The sequence below is a fragment of the Paenibacillus endoradicis genome (assembly GCF_024721975.1).
Map to the genome: position 1 here is coordinate 108,345 of NZ_JANQBB010000005.1, position 13,532 is coordinate 121,876.

Annotated in this window: 9 protein-coding genes; 8 read left to right on the forward strand and 1 reads right to left on the reverse strand. The window is 36.6% G+C overall.

Annotated features, from left to right (window positions below):
• Positions 1-129 precede the first annotated feature (129 nt).
• From NV377_RS16935 to NV377_RS16970, 8 genes are all read left to right on the forward strand, one after another.
• Complete coding sequence (locus NV377_RS16935) at positions 130-3,435, forward strand: phospholipid carrier-dependent glycosyltransferase (protein ID WP_258201981.1); 3,306 nt, start codon at positions 130-132, stop codon at positions 3,433-3,435.
• 33 nt (positions 3,436-3,468) lie between these two features.
• Positions 3,469-4,464, forward strand: coding sequence for a glycosyltransferase family 2 protein (locus NV377_RS16940; protein WP_258201982.1), 996 nt, complete (start codon positions 3,469-3,471; stop codon positions 4,462-4,464).
• The gene (locus NV377_RS16945; RefSeq protein ID WP_258201983.1) at positions 4,457-4,909 is read left to right on the forward strand and encodes a GtrA family protein; all 453 of its coding nucleotides are present in this window, start codon (positions 4,457-4,459) and stop codon (positions 4,907-4,909) included. Before NV377_RS16940 ends, NV377_RS16945 begins: the two co-directional genes overlap by 8 nt.
• 142 nt (positions 4,910-5,051) lie before the next feature.
• Positions 5,052-5,276 (forward strand): helix-turn-helix domain-containing protein, encoded by a 225-nt coding sequence (locus NV377_RS16950; protein WP_258201984.1) that lies wholly within the window; start codon positions 5,052-5,054, stop codon positions 5,274-5,276.
• Between the two features lie 242 nt (positions 5,277-5,518).
• A complete protein-coding gene (locus NV377_RS16955; RefSeq protein WP_258201985.1) occupies positions 5,519-7,267 on the forward strand; it encodes a sensor histidine kinase in 1,749 nt (582 codons plus the stop codon).
• A gap of 206 nt (positions 7,268-7,473) precedes the next feature.
• Positions 7,474-9,057: a hypothetical protein gene (locus NV377_RS16960; protein WP_258201986.1), complete on the forward strand. Its 1,584-nt coding sequence runs from the start codon at positions 7,474-7,476 to the stop codon at positions 9,055-9,057.
• Entirely contained in the window at positions 9,057-11,963 is a 2,907-nt protein-coding gene (locus NV377_RS16965; RefSeq protein ID WP_258201987.1) for a DEAD/DEAH box helicase, read from the forward strand. The genes NV377_RS16960 and NV377_RS16965 overlap by 1 nt, the downstream gene beginning before the upstream one ends.
• Positions 11,964-11,968: 5 nt before the next feature.
• Complete coding sequence (locus NV377_RS16970) at positions 11,969-12,199, forward strand: hypothetical protein (protein WP_258201988.1); 231 nt, start codon at positions 11,969-11,971, stop codon at positions 12,197-12,199.
• Between the two features lie 163 nt (positions 12,200-12,362).
• Here the strand turns inward: NV377_RS16970 and NV377_RS16975 are convergent, their stop codons facing one another.
• Entirely contained in the window at positions 12,363-13,502 is a 1,140-nt protein-coding gene (locus NV377_RS16975) for a YfbR-like 5'-deoxynucleotidase (protein ID WP_258201989.1), read from the reverse strand.
• Positions 13,503-13,532: the final 30 nt, after the last annotated feature.

A 13,532-nucleotide genomic window follows, 5' to 3' on the forward strand; every position in this document is an offset into this window, starting at 1 on the left:
TGCAACCTCTATAAGGTAGGCGTAGGAATGCTCTTTGAAAAAAGTTCATGCCTACGCCTATTGTTTTTGTCAGATGACAAAACATGGTATAGTGTATATAGCAAAACTAGATGAAAAGGAGTAAATCAGATGTCCGATTTGCGATTGAAGTCAACTAGCCATTCATTAGTAAGATTATTATTGTTAGTTTTTGTGATAGGTTTAGGCTTATTCGTTGCTGCACCTGTATTTGCAGCTGAAGCTGAAGCCGATCCGAAAATATCGATATTGATCCCATTGATTGCTATTTTTCTATTTTGCATGATGAGTGCGATAGTTCATCAAATATGGTTTCGTGATAGTAAGTTATTAGAGAAAAAGTTAATATTGAAAAAGACTACGATCATTTGGACTAGCATTTTAATAGGTCTAGCACTTAGATTATGGCTTGCCGCTACGAATAGCGGTTATGTTAATGACCTATCATTATTTCACTATTGGGGAAATTACGCATACTCTGCCGGTATGCATCAGTTCTATCATGGAGATTTCTTTGTCGATTATCCACCTGGGTACATCTATGTACTGTACATCGTTGCATGGCTAGGTGATATGTTAAATATCGACTATGGAAGCATGGGTTTTCTGATCCTTTACAAGTTGCCTGCAATTATTGCAGACGTTGTAGCTTCCTTATTAATATTCAAATTAGCAAATAAAAAATTATCGATGCCGATTTCATTAGGGCTTATGCTTATATATTGGTTTAATCCTGTTGTACTAATAGATGGTGCAGTATGGGGTCAAGTTGATTCTATATTTGCATTAGTACTTGTATTAAGCATTGCGTTCTTTATTGATAAAAGAATTGCCGCTGCTTCTGTTACTTTTGCCTTTGCGGCACTTATAAAGCCACAAGCGTTTATCTTTATGCCGATTGTTCTATTGGCATTATGGTATGGACGTAGTTGGAGAAATGTAGTGATTAGTGCTGCATATGGTTTTGGAACATTTTTATTGTTAGCGTTGCCTCTATTTTTACAGGGGAATGGTTTGATTCAATTAATTGATCTTTATAAAGGAACATTATCTTCGTATGCTTACGGAAGCTTGAATGCATTTAATCTTTACTCATTATTTGGTTATAACTGGGTTGAGTTAGATGCAAAAATGTTAGGTATCACATTGAAAGTTTGGGGAAATGTAGGCATAGTTGTAGCAGTGTTGTATGCTGCTTGGCTCGGACTACGAAGTAAAGTAAAACTTGAACAGCTGTATTTCATCGCAGCTTCGTTAATTGGGATTGTATTTATTCTTGTCACGAAAATGCATGAACGGTATATGTTTGTCATTATTATTTTGCTAATTATGGCATTCATTCAACATCAGGATCGGAGATTATTACATCTGATCTATGGTTTCACCATTACGAATACATTGAATTTATATGATGCATTGGCATTTAGTCCAACGACTTCGTTTGTTCCTAATGATGGAGTAGCTATTCTTTGTGCAACAGGCAATATCATCTTGCTCATATACATGCTTTATATTGGCGTTGATCTATATATTCGTGGTCGAACATTGAATATAAATGCTCGCGATGAACAATTGAGACTGCAACATGCAGCAGAAATTGTAACTGCAGATGTACTGGATAAGCATGAAATGCAACCACCGCGTCGCTGGTACGATATCGGTATGAAGCGGAAAGACTGGATTATTGTAGCGATTGTTACGGTAATCTATGGGATTGTAGCTTTTATTAATCTTGGGGATATGAAGTCTCCCAAAACAGTGTGGGAACCGACAGTTGTCGGTGAATCCGTCATATTCGATCTAGGGACTTCTCAGCCGATTGAGCGAATTACAAGTTTTGGTGGAGTAGGCAGTGGAGAATATAGTTATTCATTTGCCAATGAGTTAGGTGAATGGTCGAATGAAGTTATCGTTACACATGATCATGTAGCCGTATTCGCTTGGCATGAAGAAAATATTATGCAAGATGTAACATATGTAAAACTTACAGCAACGCAACTAGGCTTCCGTTTACATGAGTTAGGTATTTATGTTCAAGGATCTTCAGAACCAACTCCAGTAACAATTGTTGAAAATACGAATAATGATACGAAGGCAACACATTTAATCGATGAGCAGCAGCTAGCACAATATCACCATACGTATAAAAGTGGTAGCTACTTCGATGAAGTGTACCATGCTCGTACTGCTTACGAGAATATCGAAGGAATTAAAGCATATGAAAGTACGCATCCGCCTTTAGGTAAAATACTTATTGCACTGGGCATTCAGTTATTTGGTTTTGGACCATTTGGCTGGAGATTTATGGGTACATTGTTTGGTGTGTTGATGTTACCTGTTATGTACTTCATAGCTAAGGCAATTTTGCGTAAAACTGTGTATGCTACAGGAGCGATCATTTTACTTGCAGTAGATTTTATGCACTTCACGCAGACAAGAATAGCAACTATTGATGTATATGCAGTATTCTTCATCATGCTAATGTTCTTCTTCATGAATCAATACGCCTCACTCAATTTCTATCGAGAACGGCTCAGATATACATGGATACCATTAGGACTAGCCGGATTATGTTTTGGACTGGGAGTAGCGTCAAAATGGATTGTACTATATGGTGGGGCAGGTCTAGCTATAATGCTAGCGATCGTATTATGGCGTAGATATCAACAATATCGCGGAGCGAAACTTCTACTTGCAGAAGGTAAACAACTGAAAGTTGAATATATCGCACAACTAACTACAATTAAACAGAAATTTGTTCCGTACACGGTGTATACACTATTGATTTGTATCGTATTCTATATTGGTGTGCCAGCGCTCATCTATGCATTGTCCAATATTCCAATCCTGACAGTATTACCATCAGGATATACATGGCAAGCTTTAGTGGATTATCAAGTCAATATGTTCAATTACCATAGCAATCTAGTGTCTTCTCATCCATTCTCCTCAACTTGGTGGGAGTGGCCATTTATGAAGCGTCCTGTTTGGTACTATGTGGACAGTGAAACAGCTACAGGATTACGTTCTACTATAGTAGCTTTAGGGAACCCGATTATTTGGTGGAGTGGTATATTTGCGATGATCGCTACGATCTTTATTAGTATTCGCAAAAAAGAATATATGGCGATGATGTTATTTATTGCGTACGGTTCGCAATACATTCCTTGGATGTTAGTCCCAAGGGAAACGTTCCTTTATCATTATTTTGCGATGGTACCATTCATCATTGTTAGCATTATGTATATTGCAAAATATATTGAAGAGAAAGAAAGATGGGGCAAGATCGGAAGAAATGTATTTATAGCGATCGCCGTCTTCCTATTCATATTATTCTATCCCGCATTATCAGGAGCAGTAGTTTCAGAGCAATTTGTTAATGAATATTTGAGATGGTTCCCTTCTTGGTTATTCTAGTCATTAAGTAACGATATAGATTGGAGATAAGGCATGTCTACTCGATCAGTTATGTACAGTGTTATTGTACCTATGTTCAACGAGGAAGAAGTAATTACTACGACATTTGAACGACTTACAGAAGTAATGAAGCAAACGAATGAAAGTTACGAGTTAATCTTCGTTAATGATGGGAGTAGAGATGCTTCAGCAACGATTATATCTGAACTAGCTAATAAACATGATGAAGTTGTATTGATTGATTTTTCTCGCAATTTTGGTCATCAGATTGCGATTACTGCAGGGATGGATTATGCGAATGGTCAGGCGATTATTATTATCGATGCTGACCTTCAAGATCCACCTGAAGTGATGTTAATGATGATTGAGAAGTGGAAGCAAGGGTACGAAGTTGTTTACGGTAAACGTATTAAACGTAAAGGTGAAACTTGGTTTAAGAAATCTACAGCTAAGTTATTCTATCGTATATTAAGAATGATGACGAATGTAGAAGTTCCAACAGATACTGGAGATTTCCGCTTAATAGATCGAAAAGTTTGTGATGTTCTAAAAAGTTTGAAGGAAAAAAATCGGTTCGTTCGTGGATTGATTAGTTGGGTTGGCTTCAAGCAAACAAGTGTAGAATTTGTTCGAGAAGAACGTTTTGCTGGTGTTACCAAATATCCATTGAAACGAATGATCAGCTTTGCGTTAGATGCTATTACATCATTTTCGTACAAGCCTTTGCGTATTGCTACATACGTAGGCTTCCTTATCTCTCTTTTTAGTTTTATTTATTTAATCGTTGTACTATATCAACGGGTTTTCACCGATTCAACAGAAGCGGGTTGGGCAAGTATTATTGCGCTTAATTTACTATTCAATGGGATTATCTTGATTTTGCTAGGGGTTATCGGAGAATATATTGGACGAATTTACGATGAATCCAAAAATCGTCCATTATATATCGTTCGAGAAGTCGTGTCTCAAGATAATATATCTCAACCAACTGTGAAACGAAGTATGGAGAAACGTGAGCAAGATGAATGATCAAGAACAAGCTGCTCTAATGGATTCGGAAAAGTATGCTAAGACGATAAGTAGAAAGTCACTTAAGCAGTTCATTATTTTTGGCATAGTGGGCGTCAGTAACACTGTAGTGGATCTAATTATATTTTGGCTTCTTATTCAGTCATCTCTACATTATATTATTGCAAATATCGTTGCTTATAGTGTAGGGATGTTGAATAGTTACCTTTGGAATAGCGCAATTACTTTTAAGAGTAAACATCGGAAAAATGAAATTGTCGCAGTAAAACGTATAGTAAAATTTATTATTTGGAATGGATTGATGTTGCTATTATCAAGTGCACTGATCTACGTAGTCGTTGAGTTCATGCATTGGCACGCTCTAATTAGTAAATTAGTGGTTACGGTATTTATTCTTGTGGTCCAGTTTCTCGGTAGTAAGAAGTGGGTATTCAAGCAAGAATAATGTGAAATTGATCTTTAGAATAATTATCATGCCTATTTTTCGAACATAGGTCACCAACCTCTAGGTACTTACATATGATATGTTGACTGTATCCCTTGACCTTGGTATTACACAAAACCCTGGCAAGGAGGGGTGAAACACATTGAAGCAAAACGACCACAAAAGCAAATTTTTACTAACGAATCGCGAGCGAGAAGTATTCGAATTATTAGTTCAAGACAAAACAACTAGAGATATTGCTCAACAACTTTTCATTAGTGAGAAAACCGTGAGAAATCACATTTCCAATGTTATGCAAAAACTTAACGTAAAAGGTCGTTCGCAAGCAGTTGTTGAGTTAATTAAGATGGGAGAGCTTCAGATATAATTGTGAAGTGTTCCCATACTCTATATGGCTCAAATGATATGCAATGTGAAGGAGCAGATTGAGGACAGTATGTTGTTATTATGAAAATAATAATGATAACTGTCTTTTTTTTATTTTAATCCAAAATTATTACAATAATGAATTTTTATAGCAAAAACACAAAATGTGACATTTATGTGTTAATATAAGGAAGAGTTTTGATTGTTAATGATGTTACATATATGGATTTTAGGAGAGTAGCTATGCAAAGAAACATTTGGTATATGGCAATCAGCACGATAGTGCTACTTGTTATTATTAATAATTGTGTTTATTTTTTTATTACAAGAAACATGCTCGTTGAGCAGTTAGATACAGAGTTACAAGTTCTCGGTAAGCAGATAGAAAGTTCTGTTGAACAGACACGTATAGGATCACAAATGTTCGAGGATCAGATCGGAAGAGAGTTAAGGAGCGCGTCCATTGCTGCGAAATATGCTTTGAACAATGATATCGAGCAAGTAACGAATGATCACCTTACTGAACTTGCTGCCGAGTTAGATATCTCACACATCACTTTATTAAAAAAAATGGAAAATAGAGATATATTATTATATCGATCTTCTGATCCTTCTCAATTAATGAAGAGTACACGTGATTGGGATCCTTGGTTCAGAATTTTTCATGAGCTATTTGAAATGAAAGGTATTAGTCATGAGTGGGTAGGAATGACATTGCCTTCCTTCTGGTCTGGACCATATGAAGTAGCTTCTACTGACTATAAGAAAGAATACAAATGGGGATATTTCTATGACGGTACTTCGAATTATATGATTGATCCTTACGTTGATTATGAGGCTGTAGCGAAATATAATCAGGAGACAGGGTTAGATCGTTTGTTTGAAAATTTGAAAGAAGCCAACGATTCTATCGTAGAAATAAGTATTGTTAATCCAGAAACTTTCCCTAATGATAGTGTTACAGTAAATCAAGATGGTTCTATTCGAGAACATGTAGTGCAGCGACCACTATTGTATGGTAGCTATAATTTCGTATCCAGTTATGATGAACAAGATGTGAAAAAGGCTTATTTAGAGTCGGAAAATGTAAGTAGAGAAGAAAAAATAGGTGGTAGCCATACTTATAAAATGTTTATCCCTGTTCAAGTTAAAAATGATAAATTAGCAATGGTAGATGAAGAAGGAACCCAAATGAGTGGGTATGTCCTTATTATCGTATCAGATTATAGTCTAATTAAAGAAAAACTTCTTGAAAGTATTATCCGTGTAGCTTTAATTACGATTATGGTAACTGCGATTATGCTACCTATTGTTATTACGGTAATGAGATATTTCCGAAAATTACGTGATCAGGCAGTACAAGTTGCTCAAGATACCTATATCGAAGAAATCAATGCTTTGTTCCAATCGATTCGGTCTCAAAGACATGATTTCATTAATCAAGTTCAGACGATCCATTCTTTAACGAAAATGAAAATGTATGATGAGCTTGAAAAATTTACAGAGGCTATTGCCGGGGAAATACATTATGTAAATGACTTTATAAATATAGGTAATCCAACGGTTGCCGCACTTGTAAGATCCAAAATATCACAAGCAGAAGGATTCAAAATTGATTTTGTACGTGATGTGAAGAGTGTTAATTTGCATGCTATGGCAGGTAAAACACTAGATGTTAATCGAATTCTTGGCAACTTGATCGATAATGCTTTTGATGAAGTACTAAAGCATAGTGAACAGAATCGTAAAGTGATTTTGTATGGTCGTGAGCAGGAAGGTATGTTATATTTGAAAGTAACAAATTATTGTAAAGACGCTTGTCAGACTGTAAATAGTCCATTATTCGTTACTGGGTTCACTTCCAAAGGTGGAGACCATCAAGGACTTGGGTTATCCATTGTATCTGAGTTAATTAAGCAATACAAAGGTGAGCTAGAAGTCTATGCAGTTGATGAACATTACATTGAATTTTCAGTGAAAATCCCCGTTTAGTCCCGCAATTATTTTATAGCTATACATGAGCTGAACCATGCTAATGTATAGCTTTTTATATTGTGTACTGGTTAAAAGAGATCATTTAAAGCTTCATTTACAATGGGAATTGAAAAGAATAAGGAAATGATTATAGTTTGAGCGTTTTTTTTGATATAATAGATAGAATGGACAGATTGAAGTAGAAAGCAGGTGAAGTAAGAAGCATGCAAATGTATAATCGATTGCTAACGGCCTTTGAACAACTTAGTAGTGAAGGGTCATATTCGAATGTATTGAAGCAAGGCTGGAAGCTATATCAAAATCAAGTCGTACAAAAAGTCAATGTATACGGCACCAATATGATTAATGGCATTGTGAAAGATATAGAACTTCACGCGGTAGTTATTGATTCTGATCATATTCGCTATAGTAGTTGTACTTGCCAGCAACCTGTGTACTGTGAACATATGGCAGCATTGCTATTTCAATATTGTAAAATGTTGGAAAACGGAAAAGTTCTTGCTGAGCAAGCATACTTTCAATTATTAGGTTTAGTACGTGCATCTTCCATTCCATCTGTTACAACTAACACTCCATTTGAACAGAATAATGAGGGACAGATTAGCCAACAGGTAGACCCAGAAGAAGTCATTCAAAAAATGATGCAACTATTTGGTGATGATTGGAAGAAGTGCAAACATTCTTTCCATCCACTTTCTAATACATTAACATCGATAAAAGGTATGGCTAAATCAAGTCAACCTACTATTCAACGTTTGCATTGGTGTGCTTCCATATTGTTTGTGTTATCTCTAGGAGAGAGAGCACTGCAAGCGGTAGATAGTTTTAGTCGATATTATCATGAAATGACATTTAAACGTCTCGCAGAGCCTTGGAGTACGCAATTATATGAACTGCTAGGTCTATTGCAAGATGATGTATTACAACCTTATGAGCGGCAATGGATAAGGACTATGATGAACTTTACATTTGAAAAGGCAACTACTTTTGAGAAACCGATGTTTGAGTGGGATTATGCTTACTATAGACTAATTAGTTTCCTTGCCCCATATGATGAACAAAACGATGAGTTATTCACTCAATTAGAAAATCTTGCTCAAGTAGAGAATCGCGAATATGTTGTTTCGTTTTTATATGGTTCTATTGCTGTTCTAATGCTTGGCAAAAAGGCCGATGAACGAGCGATTTATTATTTAGATAAGTGTCAATTTGATCGAGTGCAACGAATTATTTATCCTATTGTAGAGACTCGAATGAGTAATAGCCAGTGGGATCAAGTCGAGATGTGGATGGATTTTTTGAATGATCATTTTGTGCAAACTCAGCAAGTTCGCTCGATAGGGCCATTTCTACAATTGTGCCGTAAAGGCAGTCAACAACAACCGAGTAACTCTAAATGGCTGAAATATATGGTTGAATTCTTGCCACATTCATATGCTGCACTATCTGAGCATTATATTAATGAGCAGCAGTATAAGGATTGGGCCGATTTGCAACTCTATATGGGAAGAAAACCAGAAGATTTCAAAGCAAATGAGTTACAACCGATAGAGAAATATGCTCCGTCAGTGTTATTACCGATGTATCATCAAGCCATTGAATTATCAATTCATAGTCGTAACCGACAAGGTTACAGAACAGCTGCTAAGCATATGAAAAAGTTGCATGGCCTATATGAGCAACTAGAGAAGCCTAATGTATGGAGAAGTTATTTCGATATGATGCAAAGCCGTTATAATAGATTGCGGGCATTTCAGGAAGAACTTCTGAAAGGAAAGTTATTGTAATGAAAATGAGTTTCGGCATACAGCCTTTGGCTTTAGATGGAATATGGGGTAAGCGAGAAGAGAAGTATGAGATCATCTTACGCGTGGATGGCTGGAAAGAAACAACCTTCGGTCAATTGCGTAGTTATATATTTGGTTGGCATACGCCGTCTTGGTATGGTACAGAGATTGAAGAAAGTAAATTAAATGGCAGAACTATTCTTATCTTAACGCCGAAACAAGCTTTAGAGTTTTTGGCGGCTCCTGCACCATTAACCTTACTAGACATACAGTATTCAGAACGGTTACTATTACTGCAAGAATTAGCGCAGTTTTATTTGAAGTGCTTGGAAAACGGAGAATATGAACCGGAAACTGCGAATTGGAATACGAATGCTACGGCATGGAGACCTCTTCAAACTACAGTCCCTATTGAGCAGATTGATACATGGTGGGACAAAGCGAAACAATTTGGATTTGATGGAATTGGTCATTGGTTCAGTCATATTGTGAATGATATTATTGAGAATGTATCACCGGTTAGAAGGAGCTGGAATACGCTTCTAGATGTTACAGGCGATGCATTGCTAATGAATAAAGTTTCCGATGAAGAAGAATGGTTAACGGCAGTCGGTTTTAAAGAGGATGTTTTACCATACAAACTTGCAATAGCACTTCATGAGCCAACCGATCGTTCAAAAACTTGGTTTCTCCGTACATCTATATATAATGTTAAAGATGAACAATGGTATAGTTTAAGCTTTAATGAAGTGACTCAGAATTGGTCCATGATTAATGGTGATGGGTTTGCTACTCCAATTAAGGAACCATGGAGCGATACGTTACCTGAGAAGCTACAACGTGAACGACTACGGTATCAAGGTGTCATCGACAACACGCTAATAAGTGACGATTATGATGTGTTGCAGCATCCGTTAACAGAAGATGAAGCATGGAAATTTTTAGAGTACGAAAGTGCGTCTTTATTATCTTCAGGCTGTAAAGTTATATTGCCTGCTTGGTGGGAAAGTGTTAAAAATCGAAAGCTGAAAATGAAGGGGAAAGTAAAATCTTCGTTAGGATCAGCAGCTGAACCGATGTTTGGATTAGATCAAATTGTACAGTTTGATTGGAAATTTGCAATTGGTGATAAAGAGATCAGTGAAGATGATTTTATGAGTATTGCAGCAAGCAATCGAAAATTAGTTCAACTTGGAGATCAATGGGTATATTTGAGTGCTGAAGATGTCGCTCAAGTTAAAAAATGGTTGAAAAACGTTCATCGTAAAAAAGGACTTACATTTAGTGATGTTCTACAAATGCATTTACGAGGTGAACATGCAGATTGGATCGATGAAGAACTTGATTATGATCTAGACACCGAGATAGAGTTGAATGATCATTTGAAAAAATGGTTAATGCAATTACAAAATGTTCAAGATATTCCGTTAATTGAGGCCCCTTCAACATTCCTTGGAGAATTACGTCCATATCAACAACAAGGGGCATCATGGCTTATTTTCTTGCGTCAATTCGGACTTGGAGCAGTACTAGCTGATGATATGGGACTTGGGAAAACTATACAATACATGGCATACTTGTCTTACGTGAAGCATAATCAATTACGTAAAAGCGAAGCGCCATCTTTGTTGATCTGTCCAACCTCAGTAATTGGGAACTGGGAAAGAGAATTGAAGCGTTTTGTACCAAGTTTAAAAGTTGTTCTGCATTATGGTACGAAACGACCTCGGGAAGCTCAATTTGAACAGTCAATAAAAGATGCTGATCTAGTTATTACATCCTATGCATTGGCACAAATTGATTCTGATGACCTTCAAGCGTATCAGTGGGATTCTCTTTGCTTAGATGAGGCTCAAAATATAAAAAATGCTTATACGAAACAAGCTGGAGCTATTCGAAAGCTTCAAGCGCTGCAACGTATTGCATTAACAGGAACACCGATGGAGAATAGATTAACGGAACTATGGTCAATCTATGATTTTATTAATCCTGGTTATTTAGGAAGCTTATATCAATTCCGTAAATCGATGATAGCACCAATCGAGCGTGAGAAGGATGAGAAGCGCATTGCAGGATTGCAACGTTGGGTGAAGCCATTTATGCTTCGTCGTGTGAAGAAAGACCCTACAATATCATTATCACTGCCTGAAAAGCAAGAAGCGAAAAGCTTTATGCCACTTACTACAGAACAAGTTTCGTTGTATGAAGGTATCGTTAGTGAATTGCTTGAAAAACTGCATAAAGAAACGCCTATGCAACGTAGAGGTCTAATACTTGGATCATTAACGAAGTTAAAGCAACTTTGCGATCATCCAGCCTTATTACTGCATCAAGAAACGAAGAAGCAGTGGGAGATTACACGTTCAAGTAAGCTTGAACGATTAGTCGAACTTGTTGATGAAATTGCTGAGTTAGGCGAACGTTGTCTTATCTTTACGCAATATATTGAAATGGGTAGTCAAATCCAGCGTATATTGGAGCAACGTTATGAGATAAAAGTTCCTTACTTGCATGGGGCAATTCCGAAGCAAAAGCGCGATGAAATGATTGAAGCATTCCAAGATGAATCGATTCCACATGTAGCTTTCGTATTATCTTTAAAAGCTGGCGGTACTGGCCTCAACTTAACAGCTGCCAATCATGTTATTCATTTTGACCGTTGGTGGAATCCAGCCGTTGAAAACCAAGCGACTGACCGTGCTTTCCGGATTGGTCAGACAAGACAGGTTCAAGTACACAAATTTATAACGATTGGTACATTGGAAGAGAAAATTGATGAGATGATTGATGGAAAACAACAATTGAACGATCAAATTGTGCGTCAATCAGATCAATGGATAACGGAGTTAAGTACAGATGATTTGAAAGAATTGTTTACACTACGAGACTCTTGGCTTAAGGAGTGATCGCTTTGAATAAAGAAAATAATGTGGGTATTTCAGAAGTACTGCAACATGCAGATGAACAAATGTCTATCCATGAGATTACGGATGTAATCGAACGTACAGAACCCAGTGAAGGGCAAAAAGAGGAGGCTGTAGCTCTTGCTACAGCTCCTCTAACGGCCAACTCTAACTGGAAAGCATTATATCGAGATATAGCTACTTATGCTAAATCATTAAGACAATCGAATGATGAGTAAGTGAATAGTAATGATAAATGGGAGTAACCATTAAAAGTGAGATGTGGAAAGCCTTGATATTAGCAGAGATGCTAATTTATCAAGGCTTTTTTTATTTTATGAGCTAACATTTGAAAAAAATAACTCAAGTTGAAGTTACACTTTTTTCATAAATTAATCTATTTTATCTCATAAAGTGATCGTAGGTAATATCATGTAGTATATATGCGAGGAAGAAAATAACGGATGGATTTTCATAATGATGCTGAATATGTGTCAATTGTTGCTCGTACTTGCTGACATAATGTGGGTTATTGCGCATTTCAAGATTACTTTTGATGAGTGCGTCAAGTTTATCGGCAATTTCAACTAACATACCTTCATAACTGTCGTCTTTCGCATGTACTAGAAAATCCATCATATCTTCTTGCATGAATGCAGGTAAGTTACTCACCATATCTCTCGCAACTTGTTGTTCAAAATTGATGAACGCTTGTTTGATTTCGATAGATGAGCGTTTGATTGGTGATGCAACATCTCCGCTGACCCCTTCAACTACATCATGCATAATTGATTTCCCAAGTATCGCATACATATTGATATGTTCCTTATTGTATTTCTCTTTTTCCAAATGAGCGTTGAATAGACATAAGGCAGCAACTCGGAAAGAGTGAGTGGCATCATTATCTGGAATAAGATTAAAGCTGCCCCCCCAACGATCGATAAGATCTAGATTGAGGATATAATCGAGAAATTGAGCAATACCTTCATCTTGCTCTAATGCTAATAGTAACCAACGAATAGATTCGAATTCACTTTGCATTAAAACATTCCGTAATTGTTCGTAACGCTCAGTGAAATAACTTTGATGTTGTAAATTGCTTTCGCGTCTACAGAATAACATTGCATCGAAAGAATCGATCGCTTTCACAAGATTACCTGTGTAACTATTATCTTCTGCTTGCACAATATATTCTGTGAAACTAGGTTGAAGTGACTTTGATAAATAGGCTACGAGTTCTTTATTCACTTCATTTTCTAATTTTTGGATATGTGGTGAAAGAGTTTGTTCCTTTTTGGTAACATACTTAATAGAGCCAGTTACCGTTTCGTTCAAATCATGAAGCAATGCTTTTCCAATTAATTCAGACGGCAAGATTGGCTTATGGTATAATCGAGTTTCTATTATACTTATTAGTACAGCAATTGCTCCGCATCGGAAACTATGACTAGCAGCATTGTCTTTGTATCTTGGAGAAAACTCTTGCCAGCGCGAGACATATTGCATCTGAAAAATGGATTTTACATAATGACTGTTATTCATCTTTTCACCTCATTTACTGCTTGGTGTCTA